19 protein-coding genes are annotated in these 19,152 nt (G+C 71.0%); 10 read left to right on the top strand and 9 right to left on the bottom strand.

Going from position 1 to position 19,152, the window contains the following annotated elements; translation table 11 throughout:
* Positions 1–7 precede the first annotated feature (7 nt).
* From wrbA to AB0H84_RS51365, 4 genes are all read left to right on the top strand, one after another.
* Positions 8–661, top strand: coding sequence for an NAD(P)H:quinone oxidoreductase (gene wrbA, locus AB0H84_RS51380; RefSeq protein ID WP_357621493.1), 654 nt, complete (start codon positions 8–10; stop codon positions 659–661).
* A 25-nt stretch (positions 662–686) separates the two neighbouring features.
* The gene (locus AB0H84_RS51375) at positions 687–2,102 is read left to right on the top strand and encodes an MFS transporter (RefSeq protein ID WP_357621491.1); all 1,416 of its coding nucleotides are present in this window, start codon (positions 687–689) and stop codon (positions 2,100–2,102) included.
* 535 nt (positions 2,103–2,637) lie between these two features.
* Positions 2,638–3,108 (top strand): hypothetical protein, encoded by a 471-nt coding sequence (locus AB0H84_RS51370; RefSeq protein WP_357621489.1) that lies wholly within the window; start codon positions 2,638–2,640, stop codon positions 3,106–3,108.
* An 82-nt stretch (positions 3,109–3,190) separates the two neighbouring features.
* A complete protein-coding gene (locus AB0H84_RS51365; RefSeq protein ID WP_357621486.1) occupies positions 3,191–4,384 on the top strand; it encodes a cytochrome P450 in 1,194 nt (397 codons plus the stop codon).
* Positions 4,385–4,558: 174 nt separating this feature from the next.
* Here AB0H84_RS51365 and AB0H84_RS51360 read toward each other — a convergent pair whose 3' ends face one another.
* Together AB0H84_RS51360 and AB0H84_RS51355 are read right to left on the bottom strand one after the other, a co-directional pair.
* Positions 4,559–7,108 carry a DUF6493 family protein gene (locus AB0H84_RS51360; RefSeq protein WP_357621484.1) on the bottom strand — a complete coding sequence of 850 codons (2,550 nt, stop codon included), beginning with the start codon at positions 7,106–7,108 and terminating at the stop codon, positions 4,559–4,561.
* Between the two features lie 192 nt (positions 7,109–7,300).
* The gene (locus AB0H84_RS51355) at positions 7,301–7,921 is read right to left on the bottom strand and encodes a hypothetical protein (protein ID WP_357621481.1); all 621 of its coding nucleotides are present in this window, start codon (positions 7,919–7,921) and stop codon (positions 7,301–7,303) included.
* Between the two features lie 249 nt (positions 7,922–8,170).
* Between AB0H84_RS51355 and AB0H84_RS51350 the strand changes: the two genes are divergently transcribed.
* Complete coding sequence (locus AB0H84_RS51350) at positions 8,171–8,908, top strand: alpha/beta hydrolase (protein ID WP_357621479.1); 738 nt, start codon at positions 8,171–8,173, stop codon at positions 8,906–8,908.
* Positions 8,909–9,029: 121 nt separating this feature from the next.
* Here AB0H84_RS51350 and AB0H84_RS51345 read toward each other — a convergent pair whose 3' ends face one another.
* Positions 9,030–9,962 (bottom strand): alpha/beta fold hydrolase, encoded by a 933-nt coding sequence (locus AB0H84_RS51345; RefSeq protein WP_357621476.1) that lies wholly within the window; start codon positions 9,960–9,962, stop codon positions 9,030–9,032.
* Positions 9,959–10,342 (bottom strand): hypothetical protein, encoded by a 384-nt coding sequence (locus AB0H84_RS51340; protein WP_357621474.1) that lies wholly within the window; start codon positions 10,340–10,342, stop codon positions 9,959–9,961. The genes AB0H84_RS51345 and AB0H84_RS51340 overlap by 4 nt, the downstream gene beginning before the upstream one ends.
* A 97-nt stretch (positions 10,343–10,439) precedes the next feature.
* Here AB0H84_RS51340 and AB0H84_RS51335 point away from each other — a divergent pair, with 97 nt between their 5' ends.
* A complete protein-coding gene (locus AB0H84_RS51335) occupies positions 10,440–11,579 on the top strand; it encodes a histidine kinase (protein WP_357621471.1) in 1,140 nt (379 codons plus the stop codon).
* Positions 11,543–12,187 carry a response regulator transcription factor gene (locus AB0H84_RS51330; protein WP_357621468.1) on the top strand — a complete coding sequence of 215 codons (645 nt, stop codon included), beginning with the start codon at positions 11,543–11,545 and terminating at the stop codon, positions 12,185–12,187. The genes AB0H84_RS51335 and AB0H84_RS51330 overlap by 37 nt, the downstream gene beginning before the upstream one ends.
* Positions 12,188–12,316: 129 nt before the next feature.
* On the opposite strand, the gene AB0H84_RS51325 is transcribed toward AB0H84_RS51330, so the two are convergent.
* Positions 12,317–13,180 carry an NAD(P)H-binding protein gene (locus AB0H84_RS51325; RefSeq protein ID WP_357621465.1) on the bottom strand — a complete coding sequence of 288 codons (864 nt, stop codon included), beginning with the start codon at positions 13,178–13,180 and terminating at the stop codon, positions 12,317–12,319.
* Between the two features lie 115 nt (positions 13,181–13,295).
* Here AB0H84_RS51325 and AB0H84_RS51320 point away from each other — a divergent pair, with 115 nt between their 5' ends.
* Entirely contained in the window at positions 13,296–14,138 is an 843-nt protein-coding gene (locus AB0H84_RS51320) for a helix-turn-helix transcriptional regulator (RefSeq protein ID WP_357621462.1), read from the top strand.
* 216 nt (positions 14,139–14,354) lie between these two features.
* Here the strand turns inward: AB0H84_RS51320 and AB0H84_RS51315 are convergent, their stop codons facing one another.
* Both AB0H84_RS51315 and AB0H84_RS51310 read right to left on the bottom strand, forming a co-directional pair.
* Positions 14,355–14,594, bottom strand: a complete 240-nt coding sequence (locus AB0H84_RS51315) for a DUF6289 family protein (protein WP_357621459.1) — start codon at positions 14,592–14,594, stop codon at positions 14,355–14,357.
* Positions 14,595–14,630: 36 nt separating this feature from the next.
* On the bottom strand, positions 14,631–14,867 hold the full coding sequence (locus AB0H84_RS51310) for a DUF6289 family protein (RefSeq protein WP_357621456.1): 237 nt from the start codon (positions 14,865–14,867) through the stop codon (positions 14,631–14,633).
* A gap of 816 nt (positions 14,868–15,683) precedes the next feature.
* Between AB0H84_RS51310 and AB0H84_RS51305 the strand changes: the two genes are divergently transcribed.
* Positions 15,684–16,994 carry a serine hydrolase domain-containing protein gene (locus tag AB0H84_RS51305; protein ID WP_357621453.1) on the top strand — a complete coding sequence of 437 codons (1,311 nt, stop codon included), beginning with the start codon at positions 15,684–15,686 and terminating at the stop codon, positions 16,992–16,994.
* Positions 16,995–17,444: 450 nt separating this feature from the next.
* On the opposite strand, the gene AB0H84_RS51300 is transcribed toward AB0H84_RS51305, so the two are convergent.
* The gene (locus AB0H84_RS51300; RefSeq protein WP_357621450.1) at positions 17,445–18,107 is read right to left on the bottom strand and encodes a zinc-binding dehydrogenase; all 663 of its coding nucleotides are present in this window, start codon (positions 18,105–18,107) and stop codon (positions 17,445–17,447) included.
* Between the two features lie 408 nt (positions 18,108–18,515).
* Positions 18,516–18,725 carry a hypothetical protein gene (locus AB0H84_RS51295; RefSeq protein ID WP_357621447.1) on the bottom strand — a complete coding sequence of 70 codons (210 nt, stop codon included), beginning with the start codon at positions 18,723–18,725 and terminating at the stop codon, positions 18,516–18,518.
* A gap of 245 nt (positions 18,726–18,970) precedes the next feature.
* On the opposite strand from AB0H84_RS51295, the gene AB0H84_RS51290 reads away from it, so the two are divergent.
* Positions 18,971–19,152: GPP34 family phosphoprotein (locus AB0H84_RS51290; protein ID WP_357621445.1), on the top strand; the 182-nt coding region annotated here is incomplete at its 3' end.

The raw sequence follows: 19,152 nt of genomic DNA, 5'->3' as shown, positions 1-19,152 counted from the left end.
AGCCGGCATGACCGTGAAGGTCGCAGTCATCTACTACAGCGCGACAGGCACCGTGCACGCACTCGCGCAGGCCGTCGCCGAGGGCGCCGCCTCGGCCGGCGCCGGAGTGCGGCTGCGGCGGGTCGCCGAGCTGGCACCCGACAGCGCGATCGCCCAGAACCCGTTGTGGCGCCGACACGTCGACGCCACCACATCGATCGACGAGGCCGTGATTGAGGACCTGGCGTGGGCCGACGCATTCGCGTTCGGAACTCCGACCCGGTTCGGCGCGCCGGCCGCGCAGCTCAAGCAGTTCATCGACCAGGCCGGCGGGCTGTGGCGAGAGGGCGGGCTGGCCGACAAGCCGGTGACGGCCTTCACCTCGGCGACCAACCGCCACGGCGGCAACGAGGCCACGATCCTGTCGCTGAGCAATGTCTTCTACCACTGGGGCGCGCTGATCGTCCCGCCCGGATTCACCGACCCGGTCGTGTACGCCGCCGGCGGCAACCCGTACGGCGCGTCGTATGCCGGCCCGCCGACCGCGGACGGCCCCGATGCCGCGGCGCTCCGAGCGGCCAGGTACCAGGGACGGCGGCTGGCCGAGATCACCATCCGGCTGGTCGAGGGCGGCCTCGTCGCCGACAACACCGCCGGCGCAGCCATGTCCCGGACCGCGTGAGCGACGAACCAGCAAGGAAGAAGTCATGACCAGCACCAACACCGTGACGCAGCGGGCCGGCGCCACCTGGATGATCATGGCGTTGGCGTGTGCCAGCCAGTTCATGGTGATCCTGGACGCGTCCATCGTCAACGTCGCCCTACCCTCGATCCGCGGTGAGCTCGGCTTCACCCCCACCGGCCTGCCCTGGGTGGTGAACGGCTACCTGCTGACCTTCGCCGGCTTCATGCTGCTGGGCGGCCGCGCCGCCGACCTGCTCGGCCACCGCCGCATGCTGACCGCCGGACTGTTCCTGTTCGCCGCATCGAGCCTGGCCGGCGGCCTGGCGACCGCCCCGGAGATCCTGGTGGCGGCCCGCGTCGCCCAGGGCGTCGGAGCCGCCATGCTCGCCCCGGCGACGCTGGCAGTGATCAACACCTGCTTCACCGAGGGGCACGCGCGCGCCCGTGCGTTCGGCGCATGGTCGGCCGCGGGCGGTGTGGGCGGGATGGCCGGCGCGGTCGCGGGCGGCGCCATCACCACCGGCCTGTCGTGGCGGTGGGTCTTCCTCATCAACGTGCCGATCGGCGCGGCGCTCATCGTCATGGCCATGATCTCCCTGGCCGGCACACGAACCGGCCGGTGGGAATCGCTCGACCTCACGGGCGCGGTCACGGGGACGGCGGGGCTGGCCGCGCTGATCTACGGAGTCATGCAGAGCGCCGATCACGGCTGGACATCCGTACCGGTCGCCGGGCCGGTAGTGGCGGGCCTGCTCCTGCTTGTCGTCTTCATCGTGGCGGAGGCGCGCTTCGCCCGCCGGCCGATGATGCCCCTGCGACTGTTCAGAATCCGGGGGGTGGCCGTCGGCAACGGCATGCTGCTGCTGTTCGGCGGGATCGCCATCGCGATGTGGTACTTCACGTCGCTCCTCCTGCAGAACGTACTCGGCTACAGCGCGCTGCAGGCCGGACTCGGGCAGACACCCGCGGCCGTGACGTTCGTGGCGATCGCGCGACTGGCCGCCGCCCTGCTGCCGCGAACCGGTGTGCGCCCCCTGGTGCTGTCCGGCTGCGGCTGCTTCGTGACCGGTTTCGGCTGGCTCGCCCAGGCTCCCGCCGACAGCGGCTACGTCGCCGCCGTGCTCGGGCCCACGCTGATCATCGCGGTCGGCATCGGACTGACCTTCCCCACCCTCATGGCCGCCGCGACCGCCGACGTTCCCGAAGGCGACGCGGGCACCATCGGCGGCCTGGCCAACACCGCCAGCCAGGCAGGCGGGTCGCTAGGTCTGGCGGTGCTCGCTCCGGCCGCCGGCGCCAGAGCCGCCATGGAGGCCGGCGGAAGTTCCCCGGCCGCCGCCCTCGCCGCCGGCTACGACCTGGTCTTCCTCATGGCCGCCGGGCTCGGCCTGGCCATCGCGCTGGTCAGCTTCCTGCTGCCGCGACACCGCCGCGCCTGACCACCGGCGCGCCTGACCACCGCCGCGCCTGACCACCGCCGCGCCTGACCACCGGCTGGCTCACCGCACCTCTGTACCCGCCAAGCCATGGCGCTCCCGCCACCGGGTCCACGATCACCATCGGCACTCGCGGCCCCGACGCGCCGAGCCTCCGTGATGTGTGGGACCACGGATCCCAACGCGCCGAGCCTCCGACGTGGGCAGGACCCCGGCCCCGACGCGCCGAGCCTCCGACGTGATCGGGACCACGGATCCCGACGCGCCGAGTCCCCGGCGTGAGCGGCCGGACGCGTGATCGTCGCCGCATACGCCACCGCAGTTCAGGCCGGCAGGGAGTGAGCGCCAGGCACCGGGGCCGCCGCCTGCCCGGCCGGCGGCGCGATGACCGCCGCGTCGAAGCCGACGTCCCCGCTGCCCCGAGCCCACCCCCCAAGGTGATCCCCGCCACAGAAAAGTCCCGGCCGTTGCCCCGGCCGGACCCCAGACGTACGTTTCATAAAGTACGTACTTTACGATCCTCTCGGAGTTGGCATAGATGGATCCCCGGGAAAGCGAGTTCGTCGACCGGATGGGGCTGGTCATGGAGCGACTCGGCGGGACACGGACGATGGGCCGCCTGTACGCCTGGCTGATGATCTGCGAGCCGCCCCACCAGTCCCTCACCGATCTCGCGACGCGGCTCGGCGTGAGCAAGACCGCGGTCAGCACGGTCGCCAGGCAACTGGAGATGGTCGCCATGATCGAGCGCGTCCCCACGTCGAGCCGCGAGCACCACTACCAGGTGGTCCACGGCGGCTGGGAACACGTCATGCGGGTCCAGTTCGCCCTTCTCCGACCGGCGGTGGAGACGTTGGAGTTCGGGCTGTCGGTCGTCGGCGACGGTCGGCCCGAGCAGCGGGCGCGGCTGCGGGACACCAAGGAGTTCTTCGCCTTCGTCGAGTACGACGGAGAGCAGTTCATCCAACGCTGGCAGGAGTATCGCGAGAAGACGGCAGACGGGGGCTGAGGGCGTTGCGCCCGCGCCTTGAAGTGCTCAACCGCCGCGCCTCACGTACACCCATCACAGGTTCACGACCAAGGGAGAGGCGATGACCGACATCGTCGAGCGGTACAACATCCCCGAACAGCTCTTCTGGCTGCACGGACCGCGATCCGGCCCGCCGGTCGAGTACGACGCCGCCGCCGGGATGTGGAACGTCTACGGCTACCCCGAACTGCACGAGGTCCTCAGCGACCCCGCGACGTTCTCCTCCGACACCATGCGCGTGGTACCTGAGGCCCTGAGGCCCAAGGACTTCTCCATGAAGGGCTTCATCACCCAGATCGACCCTCCAGAGCACGGCAAACTACGCAAACTCGTCAGCAGCGCCTTCACCCGGAAGGTCGTCGCGGATCTCGAACCAAGGATCGCCGCCCTCACCCACGAACTCCTCGACGCGGCACAAGAGCGCGGCCGGCTGGAACTGGTGACGGATCTGGCCTACCCGCTGCCCGTCATCGTCATCGCCGAACTGCTGGGCGTGCCCAGCAGCGACCGAGCCCTGTTCAAGCAGTGGGCCGACGCGCTGTTCCAACGCGACGCCAAGGTCTCACTCGCCGAACCCACCGAGGAGCAGCGGGCGAGCGTCGAGACCTCGCTGAAACCCTGGCGGGAGATGTCCGACTATCTCGCCGGCCACGCCGCCGAACGCAGAAAGCAGCCACGCGCCGACCTGCTCACCAGGCTCGTCGAGGCCGAGGTCGACGGCGAACGCCTGCCCGACGACGAGGTGGTCAACTTCGCCATCATCCTGCTGCTCGCCGGACACATCACCACGACGATGCTGCTCGGCAACACGGTGCTGTGCCTGGACGCCCATCCCGAGCAACAGGAGAAGGTACGGGCGGACCGCGCCTCCATCCCGGACGTCATCGAGGAATCCCTGCGCCTGTTCACCCCCTTCGCCGCACTCGGCCGCTCCACCACCCGCGAAGTCGAACTCGGCGGCGTGACCATCCCCGCTGATCAAATGGTCATGACCTGGGCCGCAGTGGCCAACAGAGACCCCCGGCAGTTCACCGACCCGGACGTCTTCAACCCCGACCGCGACCCCAACCCGCATCTCGCCTTCGGCCGCGGCATCCACTTCTGCCTCGGCGCCCCCTTGGCCCGCCTGGAGGGACGCGTCGCCCTGGACATCCTCCTCGACCGGCTCAACCCCCTGCGCACCGATCCGGACGACCCGGTGGAGTTCATGCCCACACCGACCATGACAGGCGTACGCCGCCTGCCCCTGATCTGACGGCCCGGGCCCGGTCCCGTCCCCGGACCGGTCCCTTGACAGGGCCGGCCCTGCCCGGGGCCGGTCCCGCCCAGGCACCGGTCCTATCAGGGGGCCGGTCCTGTCCTTGTCGATGAAGTGGTCGGTGACCAGAAAATGATCACTACTGTCCGGACGCCTTTACAATGTAGATTCCTAAGGGACGGCCACCAGGAGCCGTAACCGTCGCGCCTCCTGCACGAGCCTGCTCGACCCCTTACGGTCCGCCAACGCCGCCACATCCGGCAGCTCAGCACGCGCCCCCGCGATCCTGGCCGCCCTCGCCCCCGCCGCCAGCAGGTCCGCCACCCCCGCACGCGGCCGTTCGCCCTCCTTCGGCAGCAGCCCCGGCAGCAGTCGTACGATCAGCTCCCACACCGTCTCGTGCGCCCCCGCCTGCGTGGCGTCGTCGAGCACCGACACCACCCGGTTGAGCTTGACCAGGCCCCGCGTGACCAGCTTGGTGAGCGCCTCCCCCAGCGCCGCCACCGGAACCTGGCCGCGCGCCGCCAGCGTCAGCAGCGCGTCGGTGGCGGCGGCGCGGTTGGCGGCGTTCGCGTGGCCCATACCGCAGGCCAGCGCGTGGGCCATGCCCTCGCCGATCGGGCCGTCCGCGTACGCCAGGCTGACCAGCACCCGGGTGGGCAGGTAGGCGGAGTCCATGTCGGCCCACAGGTTCCAGACCATGTGCGCGGCCACGACCTCCCGGTGCGAGGGCATGGCGAGGGACCACCCCTCGAGCGTGTACCCGTGCCCGGTCTCGAGCCGGTACAGCTCGCGGATCGGCTCGGGCAGGTCGCCCGGCACCTCGAGCACGGCCTTCAGGACCGGCGTCGACACCGCGTACGCCAGGCGATGCTCCGCCACGAAGACCTTCACCTTCGGATCGGGCGGGCCGCCGCCGCGCATCCAGTCGGCGCACGTGCGCCCCGCCTCCGAAAACAGCTGCTCCGCGCGCCGCACGCACACCTCCGGGATGTCGCGGGGCAGTCGCAGCAGGGCCTGCGCCAGGTCGGCGGGAAGCGCCCGCGCGCCCTCCGCTTCCAGCAGCTCCAGGCGGTCGAGCAGCACCTCGGGATCGATGTGGCCGGTGCCGGCGGTGGGCGTGGCCAGCAGGACCGGGCAGTCGTCGCCGTCCTGGAAGGACCGCGCGAGCTCGTGGGCGCGGCGCAGGCAGAACCGGTCGAACGCGCGCAGCGGCAGCAGCTCCCTGGCGGCGGTCTCCGACAGCCGTCTGCTCTCCTCGGGCGAGGCGAACGCGAGGAGTGCCCGGCGCACGGACTGAGCCGGCCCGTCGTAGAGCCGGTCGCCGTAAAGACCGAAGAAGCTCGGATCGAGCGGGTCGCGCCAGGGACGCAACGCCTCGTGAAGCGCGCCGGGCGCCCGCCGCGACCAGTCGACCAGCCCGGCCAGGAGGAGCTCGAACGCGTACGGGTCCAGATCAGGGGCGGCGGCCTCGCGTACGAGCTGCTCCGGCGAGGCGATGGGCGCCGGCATCGCCGGGCCGTCCCCGACCGGGGGAAGGGGGACGAGCGTGGCCTCCTCCGCCTCGATGCCACCCCCGTACGCGGCCGAGACCTTCTCCCGCAGCTCGTCCGGCAGCCCGGCCGCCGCCTGGCGTACCGCCTCGCGACCCGGCTCACCGGCCTGCCGGGCCAGCTTGACGGCCAGCCGCACGGCGCGCTCCTGCAGCGCCGGCGTGTCCTGCGCGAAGATCAGGCAGAGCGCGCCCAGCACGACGTCCACTCGCCCGGCCTCGCGCAGCACGGCGTCGCCGGCCCAGGAGACGGCCGCGCGCAGCAGCTTCTTCTCCGGCCTGAACGCCAGCGCCTGCACCGCCTCGGCGAACAGCTCCTCCTCCAGCCGCCCCGCCTCTTCCAGCCGCCGCAGCTGCGCCAGCGCCAGATCGGCCACGGGAACCGGCCCGGCGGGCAGCAGCCTGGCGTAGTCGCGGGCCCGCTCGGCCGACTCGTCGATGTCGAGGTCGAGCCGGTCGTGCAGGATCGCGAGGGCGGCGGGCGCGGCCTGCCCGTCACGCAGCAGCCGCCCGACGAGGCCGTCGATGACCGCCTTGCGCTCCAGCAGGCCGTCCTCGACGAGCCGGGCGATCGCGCCCACCTGGCCGTCGATGGCCTCGCCCAGTCCGTCGATCTCGAAGAGCCGCGGCGCGAACGCGGCGAACAGCGGGTCGGTGGCCGCCGGATGCGAGCCGAGCGCGCGTACCCAGCCCACCATGAACGCGTCATCGTCCGGCGGCTCGATGCCCGTCTCGCGTACCAACGCCGCGGCCACCTCCCAATAGCGCAGGTCGGGCAGGCGCATCCGCCGGGCGAGGCGGCGCGCCAGGTCCGCCTTCCACTCGGCGGGCCGCTCGCGCAGCAGCTCGACAATGAGCTCGTCATCGCCTCGCATCCAGCGGAAGTCGCGCCTGAACAACCACGTCGCGACGGCCGCGGCCCCACCCAGGCACGCGACTCCAGCCAGCAGCATCGATCTGAGGTGCTCCCGCCAGGCCGACCAGTCGCCCTCGGGTCCCGACATGGCCAGGTGCGCGGGCAGCAGCTCGGCGACCGCCTTGCGGTCGGCCGCGTCCAGCTCGCCGAGCAGGCGGAGCACCTTGCGGGTCTCGCCACGCGCGGCCAGCATGATCAGCCGCTCCCCCGCGCGGTCGCCTCTCCGGCGGGCCGGGAAGAAGATCGGGCGCACGACTACACCTCCGCTGCGTCAGCCAACGCGGTGACCCTAGCGGGCGCCCACGACAATCTCGGGCTCCCGAGCCCGAGGGTGACTGCTTCGCCTTTCATCCCTTTGATGAGGCGGAACGAACATGGGGAGGCCCGGCGCGGCTCGCGGTCCCGGCAGGCCGAGAGCGGCGAAGGGTGGCGCTGCGCCGACCCCTCACGAGGCGCTGTCGATCGCGAGCGAGTCGAGTTCGTCTGCTCGCCGGAGGTCCTTGGGGCGGCCTATGGCGCGGCGCATCCGGATCAGGTCTTCTCGGGAGACGTAGTGAACCTCCAGGCCGCCCGGGTCCACCACGGTGATCGCCCGATCGAGGAACTCTCGGACGTGAAGGTTGCCCCATGGGAGCGCCGGGGTGCAGCAGTCGCCGCTGGCTCCGGGTGAGGTGAACTCCACTTTGGGACGGAGAAAGGAATCCGGTCGAGTTGCTACGGAGTTGCCCTTTTCGTCAATCAGTTGGGCGTTGACGGAGGCGAAGGCCGCCGCCAGGGCTGGGGCGTGAGCCGGGAGGCCGTCCCAGAGCAGGTCCAGATCGCCGGTCAGTTCGGTGGATCCATGCATGATGCCGGCGACCTGCCCGACCACCACGGCTCGGACGCCGTGGCGATGGAGGGCTTCGAGCAGAGGGAATGGGTCGAACCCGAGGGCATCGTCCGTGCCGATCGTGCCGATGTCGTCGTCGGCGTCCTGGTGGCCCAGGCCGGTGCCCGCCCGGTTCCGGGCCAGTTCGCGGGTGCGCCGGGCGGCGGCGCGGAGTCGTTCCAACGGTTCGTCGATCATCTCGACTCATGTAACACCGGCCGCACTCATGGCGCACTCGAATTTCTTGAGATCACCGCAGATCAGGCAGGCGACGCTAGTCTGTGTTCTCCGTCAGCCCCTTGAACGGACGAGACGCTACTAGTCTGTGTTCGCCGTCAGCCCCTCGAACGAACGAGACGCTCCATGACCATCCCGAACGTGGCAGAACTCCGCGAAAGCTCGCGTCGGCGGGCCGCTGACCGGCCCAAGGGACCTGCGCTGAGCCACGTGGAAGACCTCCGCGGTCCGAACGGCATCCCGCTGCGCCACTACCGGCCGGCCGGGCAGCCACGGCCGCTGGTGGTGTTCGCGCACGGGGGCGCCTTCGTCATCGGCGACCTCGACACCCACGACCGTACCTGCCGGCGCATCGCCGACAGCTGCGACGTCGAGGTGCTGGCCGTCGGCTACCGGCGTGCGCCCGAGCATCCATGGCCCGCGGCCATCGATGACGTGGCGGGCGTACTGCGCTGGGCGCGCCCGGCGGCGGTAGCGGGTGACAGCGCGGGCGGCTACCTGGCGACCATGGCGTGCCTGCGACTGCGCGACGCCGGCGATCCTCTGCCCGGCCTGCAGATCCTGATCTGCCCCAACACCGACCTGACGCTCTCGCAGCCCAGCGTTCTCGACAAGGGCACCGGCCACGCGCTCGACGCCGACTTCCTCGCCTGGGCCATCGCCTGCTGGACGCCGGAGCCCGCCGACCGCGCGCCCGCCAGCCCGCTGCTGACAGCAGACCTGCACGGCATGCCCGACACCCTCATCGTGACCGCCGAACACGATGCGCTCCGCGACGAGGGCGACGCTTACGCCAGGCGGCTGGCACAGGCCGGCGCGCACGTGGTGCACCGCCAAGAACCCGGCCTGGAGCACGGCTTCATCCAGAACATGGACCTGACCTCCCCCGAGGCGGCCGCGGCCCACCAGCGGCTGTTCGACGACATCGCCGCACTGATCCACAGATGAGCACGCGCGCGTCGTCGACGCATCGCAGAGTACGCGCGGCCGCAGCTTCGAGCTGATGCGCCGGCTGGGTCGTGTGGGCGGGCGGGTGTTGGGTGGCGTCCCGGTCTCACGGGCCGGTGGCTCAGGCCGGCTCGGACTCCAGCAGGTTCGCGACGGTCTCCGGGCGGTCCAGGAAGCCCAGGTGCGATGAGGGCAGCGAGGCGATGCGGAATCGGTTGCGGGGTGTCAGCGCGTCCGCCTCCCGGATCATCCGGTCCTGCAGCGGCAGCGGGACGGCGCGGTCCGCGGTGAGACGGACGAAGGTGCGCGGGACGCCGCCCCATCGCGCCGGGTCCGGGCGGGCGTCAGTGAAGGACAGGATCGCGGCCTCGTCGGGCTCGCATTCGGCGAGGAGCGCGCGCAGGCGTTCGTCGGTGCCGTCGGCGAGGAACGCGGCCTTGGCCGTGGCCAGGAACGCCGGGTCGGCCGAGCGCCAGTTGGTGCGCAGGGCGCCCGTCTGCGCCGGGTCGCCGACCTTGGGCAGGGTCAGGACAAGGCTCGGAGCACCCTCCGGGGTCCGGTACAGGTCGTAGACCGTCGGCTGTGCCGTACAGCAGAAGGCCGAGATGTAGACCAGGCAGGCGAGCAGGTGCGGTACCGCATCGGCCACTCCGGTGATGGTGATCCCGCCGAGGCTCTGGCCCACCAGCACCACCGGCCCGTACGGGGCCAGGCGCCGTACGGCGGCGGTGACGTGCTTGACGTTGGCCGCGAGCGTCACACGCGCCAGCGGCGAGGGGGCCGCGGCGAACGCCGCGAGGTCCTGCGGTGCCTGGTACGACGCAGGGAAGAAGCCATCGGGGCCGTGCCCGGGCAGGTTCACGGCACAGACGCGGTGGCCGCGCTGGGCGAGCTCGGCCGCGACGGCGCTCCACACGCCGGCGTTGCCGTTGCTGCCGTGCACGAGCACGAACGTCCTGGTCCTGCCGCCCCGGGCAAGGGGGCCGCCGAGCAGCCCCAGCCCGCCCACGGTCGCCGTTCCGCGCAGCAGGGTGCGGCGGTCGACAGCGCTCATCGCGCGGCCTCGACCGCGCGGCGGACCTGCCGGCTCAGCAAGGTCACGGCCAGCGCGACGAGGACCAGGCCCTGCACGGCCTGCTCGATGCGTACCCACAAGGGGTAGGGGCTGTCCGGCAGCAGGGCCAGGGCCGCGATGCCGAGGGACCCGGCGATGGAGATCCACAGCAGGCGGCGGTACGCGCCACGGCTGCCCCGGCCGAGCTGGGCCGCCCAGCGGAGGCTGAACAGGGCCAGGACCAGGAGACCGGCGGCCCGGATCCACACGAGCGCGTTCACCGCGGCCGGGTCCGTGATACTGAGCACCGCGGTCGCGGCGATCAGCCCCGCGCTGAGGAGCGTGAAAAGCTGCAGGAGTCGCAGCGGCGTTGTCGTCATGACGTCGACGGTATGGACGGGGACGGCGGTTGGGCATCGGGCTGGACCCATGATCGGGTGGGGCTGGCCCCACCCTCGGGGCCGGAAAGGGGACGAGGTGCGGCGTGGCGGTGTGTGCCTTGCCCTGCTGGCGCTGAAGGTGCCCGCGGTGGCGCTGCTGGCGGTGCCGCCGCTGGCGTTGACGCACCTGTACGGCGCGCTCTCGTTCCCCGCACTGGTCCTGCTGGTGTTCGGCGGCCGCCGTCTGGCCGACGTCAGCCGGGCACTGCACCGGCGCTGGACGGACACGACGATCGCGCGGCCGTATCCGCCTCGGCCGCGGATCGAGCGCACCGAGCAGGGCTGGTACTGGACCGGGTACGACTACCACCGAGGCCGGCCGCTCGCCACCGTGTCGCTCTGGTTCAACTGGGTCGCGCGCGACCCGGCGACCTGGCGGGATCTGCTGTGGCTGGCGCTCGACCCGGTCGCCGGCACGATCCTCCTCCTGCCCGGCCTGCTCGGCCTCGCCGCGCCGCTGCGCTGGCACGCGCGATGGACACACGCGCTGCTCGCCCCGACCGGCCACGCGCGGCTCACCGACCGGGTGCGGCAGCTGACCGACACCCGCGCCGAGGCCCTCGACGCGCAGGCGGCCGAACTCGAACGCATCGAGCGTGACCTGCACGACGGCGCCCAGGCCCGCCTCGTCGCCATCCAGCTGACCCTGAGCCTGGCCCAGCGGACGCTGCGCGAGGACCCCGACAGCGCCGACGAGCTGCTGCGCGAGGCGCGGGCCACGGCGGCGGCCGCCGTGGCGCAGCTACGCGACCTCGTGCACGGCATCCGCCCGCCGGTCCTGTCCGAGCGCGGCCTCATCGACGCCCTGCGCCTGCTCGCCCTCGACCACCCGCTCGCCGTGAGCGTGACCGCCGACCTGCCCGGACGACTTGTCCCGCCGCTGGAGTCGGCGGTGTACTTCGCCGCCGCCGAACTCCTGGCCAACGCGGCCAAGCACGCCCAGGCAGGTAGCGCCGGCATCCACGTCGTCCACCGTGGCGGCCTGCTCCGGCTCGCCGTCACCGACGACGGCGTGGGCGGCGCCGATCCGGCCGCCGGGAGCGGCCTGGCGGGCGTGGCGCGCAGGCTGCGGCCGTTCGACGGTACGCTCGTCGTCGACAGCCCGCCCGGAGGCCCGACCACCGTGACCTTGGAGGTGCCGTGCGCGTTGTCCTCGCCGAGGACCTCTACCTGCTGAGGAACGGCATCGAGCGGATGCTGCACGCGTACGGCATGCAGGTCGTCGCCGCCGTCGACAACGGCCCCGACCTGCTCGACGCGCTGCTGACACACCGGCCCGACGCGGCGGTCATCGACGTGCGCCTGCCCCCGACGCACACCGACGAGGGCCTGCGCGCCGCGATCGCCGCCCGCCGCGAGGTGCCCGGGCTGCCGGTGCTCATCCTCTCGCAGTACGTCCAGCAGCTCTACGCCCGCGAACTACTCGCCGACGGCGGCGGGAGCGTCGGATACCTGCTCAAGGAGCGCGTCTCCGACACCGACGAGTTCGTCGAAGCCCTGCGCCGTGTGGCCGCCGGCGGCACCGCCGTCGACCCCGACGTGATCGCCCGGCTGCTCGCCCCCGACCGCGTCCCCGCAGGACTGACGCGACGCGAACTGGACGTGCTGTCGCTGATGGCGCAGGGGCTGTCGAACGCGGTCATCGGCAAGCGCCTGTTCCTCAGCGAGGGTTCGGTCAGCAAGTACACGACGCAGATCTTCGCCAAGCTCGGCCTCGAGCCGTCCCCGGACACCCACCGCCGGGTCCTGGCCGTCCTGGCCTACCTCGACACCAAGCCGGCCTGACGCCTCCGCTCGAACGGCGGTCCGTGTGGCGCGCGGACGAGGGTGAGAGGGGCGTCACCAGCCACGCCCCGGGCTGACCGGCTCAGCCGGTGAAGTCAGCGGCATGGTCCCGAGGCCAACCTGGCCGGCTCAGCCGGTGAAGTCGGCGGCGTGGTCCCGAGCCCACCGGCCGTAGGCGCGCGCGGGCTCGCCGGTCACCTTCTCGACCGTGTCCGTGGTCGCCGCCGGACGGCCGACCGCGTCCTGCGAGTGGCGGATCACGGAGTCGGCGACCTCCGGCGACGTCCAGCGGCTCAGCTCCTCTCGGTGCTCGGCCAGGTCCTGCACGACGAAGCCGACCGGCCGGCCGATCGCCTCCCCGATCAGCTCCGCCTGCCGCCTGCGCGTGACCGACTCCGGCCCGGTCAGCTCGTACACCGCCCCTTCGTGCCCGGGCTCGGTCAAGGCCCGCGCCGCGACCGCCGCTATGTCCGCCTCGTGCACGGGAGCGGAGTGCGCGTCGGGGAACGGGTCCCGTACCACCCCCTCGGCGCGTACCGACGCCGCCCACGACAACGTGTTCGTGGCGAAGGCCCCGGGCCGCACGAACGTCCAGGCCACGCCCGAGCCGGCCACCACGGCCTCGGCCTCACGGTGCATGCGGGCGATGGCGTCCTCCTCCTCGGCCTTGCGCTGCACGCGGGCGATGGCGTCCTCCTCCTCTGTGCCGCCCCCGAGCAGGGCCGACAGGAGCACGACGTGCTCCACCCCGGCGGCCACGGCCCGCTCCACGAATCCGTCCACGCCGCGCGGTTCGGCGTACAGGAAGACCTTGGTGACGCCGGCCAGGGCCGGACCGGCCGAGTCCGGATCGGCGAGGTCGCAGAGCACCGCGGGGAGAGCGGAGGCGGCGGGATCGCGGCTGGCGGCGCGCACCTCCGCCCCCGCGGCGCGAAGCTGCTGTACGAGGCTGCGCGCGACGTGACCGCGCGCTCCGGTGATCAGGATCGTCATGCGACCAGGCTGGCCGGGCCGCAACGGCGACGGGTAGGCACCGGCGGGCCTGGGACTCGCGGTACCAGGCCGCTGGGCGAAGATGGAGTCGAAGCAGGTCCATGGAGTGGAGGCCATGAGCAAGCGCACCGAACTAGGAGATTTCCTGCGCAGCCGGCGGGCCCGGCTCCAGCCGGAACAGGTGGGGCTGGCGCCCGGTCACCGTCGCCAGACGGCCGGGCTGCGGCGCGAGGAGGTCGCGCTGCTGGCCGGCATCTCGGTCGACTACTACATCCGGCTGGAGCAGGGACGCGGGCCGCAGCCGTCCGACCAGGTCCTGTCCGCGCTGGGGCGCACCCTGCGGCTGACCGGCGACGAGCACGACTACCTGCTGCGGATCGGCGGCCGGCCTCCCGCGCCGCGCCCCGGCTCCCCGGCCGGGCCTTCCCCGAACGTCCTGCGCCTCCTGGAACGGCTCGGCGCCGTCCCGGCCATGGTGATCAACGTGTGCTGGGACGTGCTGGCCTGGAACCACATGCTGGCTGCTCTCATCGGCGACCCCTCGGACGTGCCCGCCCGCGAGCGCAACACGCTCCGCTGGCTGTTCGGCTCGCCGACGCTGCCGCCCGACCATGCCGAGTTCGCCCGCCAGGCCGTCGCCGACCTGCGGGCCAGCGCCCGCCATCCGGACGATCCGGACGTACGGCGCCTGGTGAGCGAGCTGTCGGCGGCCAGCCCGCTGTTCGCCGAGTTGTGGGCCGAGCGGGAGATCGAGGTGCCGCGAACGGTGACGAAGCGGGCGGTGCACCCCGTGGTGGGAGAGGTCGAGCTCGACTGCGAGATCCTGCCCCTCCCGGGCGGCGAACATCGCCTCGTCCTCTACACCGCCGCCCCGGACTCCCCCTCCCACCACGCCCTCCAGGCGCTCTCCTCCATGGCCGAGCGCTCCCGGAGACAAGGTGACCCGCTCACGACATGATCAGCGCGATGACGCCCGGCCACGGTCGCCCGCCGGTAATGCCACCCCACCTCGACGAGGAACATCCCCGGCCCGGGCATCTCACGGCCGTCCACACACGGAATGCCGTCGAGGTGGAGACCGACCGGCTCGCCGGACTTTCGCGGCTCGGCGCGGATCGCCGGCCCTCAGACGATCCGGCAGGGCCGCGGTACGTGCCCTGCCGGATGCCTTCCATCAGTTGTTGCAGGGGTACGAGGACCAATCGACGTAGCCGGCGAGCCGGCCCCAGCTCGAGACCTGACCATCGCAGAATTCCGTCCTGACCCCCACCAAGTTGGTGCGCGCCGAGTCGGAGAAGTACTGGGTGTTGCACATGTAGCCGGCCGGGCAGCGAGGGATGGCCTGCGCGGCGGAAGGTACGGTGGCGAGCGTGGCGGTGGTCAGGGCCGCGACGGCCAGTACGCGACGAATCATGAATTGTCCTTTCTGATCGCGGGGAAACGGTGGGAATCAGCTACAGGGGGTTTCGGACCACTCCTTGTGCACGGTGCGCACGCCCCATTCGGAGAAGGAGCCGTCGCAACCCTCGAAGCGGCCGCCGACCACCTGGGTGCCGGTGCTGTCGGAGTAGTACGTGGTGACGCATTGGTAGCCGAGCGCGCAGGCCCTGGCCTGCGCGGGACCGGCGGGGAGGGCGGCGAGAGCCGTCGCGGCCACGGCCGCGGCGACGAGTGCACGGCGGATCATCACAGTCCTTCCATAACGTGGAACCGGGGGGTGCCCCGACCCTCACGACACGGCAGGCAGGCCTGCGCGGTCGGCCGGGGAGCGGACAGATGAATGTGGGTGGGCCGTACGAGCAGACGGGGCCCGTGGAGAAGGCCCGCCGGAGGCAGACAGATACCCGGTCAGAGCAGGAACGCGGACGAGTTACCGGTGGTTCCTCCGCGGACTTCCTGCTTGCCGCCGACGGCGTCGGGACGGGCGGAGTCGGACTAGTACGTGGTGGTGCAGGCGATGACGAGCGCGCGACGGATCATCCATGGTCCTTCCTGAGCACGAAGCAGCACAAAAGTCCCGCGACTTCATGAGCGGCCCAGCCGGTGATCGAAATGATCCGTCCTATAAGACGAAAACGCAAGGGGTGCTCATATTCGCCACGCCGCGTAGACCAACGATCACATTTATTGCATGAGCCATGAGAATCACCACGCCCCTGATTTCCGGAACGCTCAATATTGATTTTCGGACCGACTGTTCGGATGATCGCCTGCCCCCCGTGTCCTTCTCGGGCCAGACGTCAACCAGCCGGCTGAAGGCGGCCTGTCGTGGTGCTCATGGACATCCGACTGCCAGGCATGAGCGGCTTGGTCGCCACCGAGCGCACCCTGGCGGGGACAAGGCGACCGGCCTCCGTGTTCTCCACCCTGCCAGCGGCCTGACATCACGCGAGCCCTCCAAGCCAACCGCTCCACAGGCCCCGAACCCAGCAGAACCGAGCGGGCCCATCGCTGGACGAAACCCGACCCGGGTCAGGTGGAGGCTCGCCACTAGCCTGACGGGATGGGATGGAACCTGGATGAACTTGTCGCGAAGTACGACGTACCGGGCGCACAGGTCGCCGTGCTGGCCAACGGGGAGATCCGGGACGAGGCTGCGGGCGTGCTGAGTCTGCGCACCCGAGTCGAGGCCACGACCGACTCGGTGTTCAAGATCGGCTCGATCACCAAGATCTGGACAGCCACGCTGATTCAGCAACTGGTCGACGACGGTGTGCTGGATCTCGACCGTCCCGTCCGCGACTACCTGCCCGGCTTTCGGCTGAGCGACCCAGCCGCCACCGAATCCCTGACCGCCCGCCACCTGCTCACCCACACCGGCGGTGTCGACGGCAACCACTTCACCGACACCGGTCGCAACAACGACGCCATCGAGAAGTTCGTCGCCACCCTCGCCGAGGCGGAGCAGCTTCTCCCGCCTGACACCGTCTTCTCCTACTCCAACAGCGGGTACGTGGTGCTCGGCCGACTGGTGGAGGTGTTGCGCGACAAGCCCTTCCACGACGTGCTCCGCGAACGCCTGGTGACACCGCTGGGCCTGCACACCGCCGTTACCGACCCCTACGAGGCGATCCTGCACCGCACCGCGGTCGGCCACATCAAGACCGGCGGAGAGGTCGTTCCGACGAAAGCGTGGGCGGTTTCCTACTACTCCGCGCCCAGCGGCTCGCACTTCGCGATCAGCGCACGCGACCTGCTGGAGTTCGTCCGCCTGCACCTCACCGACCACGCGCTGGCGGCACTGCGCGAACCCCAGGTCGAATCCGTCCCGGACTTCGGCGGCGGCGTCATCGGCTGGGGACTTGGCTGGATGCTCTACCAGGACGGCGTCGTCGGCCATACCGGCGTCTCCAAGGGGCAGAAGGCATGGCTTCGCGTCGTCCCATCGGCGGGTGTGGCGGTGGCGGTGCTGACCAACAGCACGGGCGGTGGGCCATTGGCCTACGAGATCTTCGGTGCGGTGCTCAAGGACCTCGCCGACGTGGAGACCGCACCCCTACCCGTGCCGCCCTCGAACCCGACCGCGATCGACGCCGACCGCATGTGCGGCACCTACCGCTCCACCCTGTACGACATCACGCTTGCCAGCGAGCACGACCGCGCGTTCCTCATCTACCGCCCACGCAATGAGATCGCCGAGTCCTTCCTCGGCGGGTCCGAGAACCGCGTCGAGGTCGTCCGCCTCAACGGCAGCTCGGTCATCACCGCCGAACCGAAGTCCGCCGGCCACCAGGTCCTGTCCCTGGTCGGCTCCGACGGGCACGGTCGCGCCCGCTTCCTGCACAACGGCGCCGCCGCCTACCGGATCGCCTGATGCTCACCGGCGACGCGGCGCGAGATCATGTCGCCCCTGATGAGCTGCTGTTCTCCGATCTGAGGGCGCCGGCCTGGCGATTCACCACCGACCTGCCGCCGAAGATCCAAGCCGGATGAAAGGACGAAGTCGGCGGTCGGCTCAGAGGCCGATCCCCGGACGCCGGCTAGATCCCTCTCCTCCCCACGAGCCCCTCAGCCGCGCGCGCGGATCGACTCGCCATACTCCAGGACCCGCCACTCTCTCCAAGCCGATAAGCCTGGACGGACAGGTGTTGCCGGTCACTCAGGATGGTGATGAAGGCGACATTCGCGGTGATGACGTTGCCGCGCGAAGAGACCCCGCCGAATGTGCCGGGCGGGGTGTTGGTGTGCAGGTTGGCGGCTTGATGTGCAGCATGTCGCTAAAGGCCGCGTTCCTACGCTCTCGGCGACCACACCGGCATAGATGTCATGTCAGAAGCAATGTCTTGCCCGTGAAGCGCCGTGCCTCGATGTCGGCATGCGCGGTGGCGGCCGCTGCCAGCGGATAGCTCTGGCCGATGACCGGAGCCAGCCGCCCTGCGGCGGCTTCACTCACCACGTGCGTCACCCGCCGAGAACTGTCCGGCCAGAACCCCGGCAGCTGCGACATGTCCACCACCGTGAGCCGTTGCCGGTCCTTGTTACTGATCACGGCCTGCTCCCCGCTGGTCATGCCATACCCGGAGAACCGGCCACCGTCCGCGAGCAGGGACGCCGCCACCGCGCCGATCTGGCCGCCGATTCCGTCGAACACCACATCCACGCCGTGCCCACCGGTGAGCATGCGCACCTGGTCGGGCCAGGTCGGCATGGAGTAGTCGACCGCCTCAGCGCCCAGTCCCAGCGCTACGGAGCGTTTCGTCGCTCCATGCACGGCGGCGATGACCGTCGCCCCTGCCGCTAGAGCAAGCTGCACGAGGAGATTGCCGAGACCCCCTACTCCCGGCGCCACCAAGACCCGCTCCCCCGTCCGCACCGGTGTCTTTTCGAGCAAGGCCAGAGCGGTGCTGCCATCGTCCATAACGGCCATGGCGCTGCGCAGATCGAGACCCGCCGGCACCGGGAAGGCGGTCTCTAGCGCGGCGACCACCGTGTCGGCGTAACCTCCGCCGTACCCGCCACTCACCGCTCGGGCAACCACGCTGGTGCCCAGCCAACTGCGTCCACCCCCGCCCCGACCGCGGCGACCGTACCCGCGACCGCACCGCCAGGAATGTACGGCGGATCCACCGCGAAGACCTCGGGACCTCTGCCGGATCGAATCAGGGTGTCCATCCAGGTCACGCCAGCGACGGCGACATCGATACCGAGTTGTCCCGCTCCCGGTGAGGGTGTGGGCAGGTCAAGCAGTTCTAGAACATGAGGGGCGCCGAACCGGGCCGCCATGATCGCTCGCATGGGTCAAGCATCCAACCTCAACTCGGCTTGAGGTCAAGCACCAGGGACCGATTGCGGGAGTGTTGAAGTTCAGGGATACTCCCCGCCACGCGTCGCCGGTCTAGATCTCGTTCGGGCGCGTAGCCTCGAACCGGCCGAACGCCCGCGGCGGGCTGCCGTTCGGGCGGCTGCCCAGCTCCATGGCGTCGAAGTGGCGCAGCAGCGTGCGCTCGCTCGGCGACCAGCCCAAAGTCGAGCGCGGGATCCAGGCGATCTGTGCCCCGGTCCGCTCGGGATTCTCGCGCTTGAGCGCGGCGGCCAGCTCCAGCACCTCCGGCGGTGTGCGCGGCGTCGGCTTGCGCGCCGGTGGCAGCAGCCCATCGAACCCACAATGGACAGCGCCAGAGCGCGACCTCCCCCGGCATCCCGCCCACACGTCAGCTTGCGATCGCCGCGCCGCACTGTTGCTGATCACCTACTGTCATCCCACACCTTCCGCCTCATGACAGATGTCAGATACGGCTGATGACATCGCCCTCTACGCGTGGCCGCTGAACTGATACGACACTTGGCGGTATGTCCAGACAACAGCTGACCTTCGCAGACGAACTCATCCTGCTTGCCCATCGGGAGAGCGACGGCAAGCAGTTGATCCCCAACAACGTGCTGAACATCAGCCTCACCGCCGCCGAGCTGGCCGAGCTGGCCGCTCTCGGCAGGGTGGAGTTGCGGGGCGCCGATCTGGCCGTGGTGGACAG

It is taken from the genome of Nonomuraea sp. NPDC050786, from assembly GCF_040654115.1.
Taxonomy (GTDB): domain Bacteria; phylum Actinomycetota; class Actinomycetes; order Streptosporangiales; family Streptosporangiaceae; genus Nonomuraea.
Note: the sequence above shows the minus strand (reverse complement) of the source record. Positions and strands in the feature narration are given on the sequence as shown.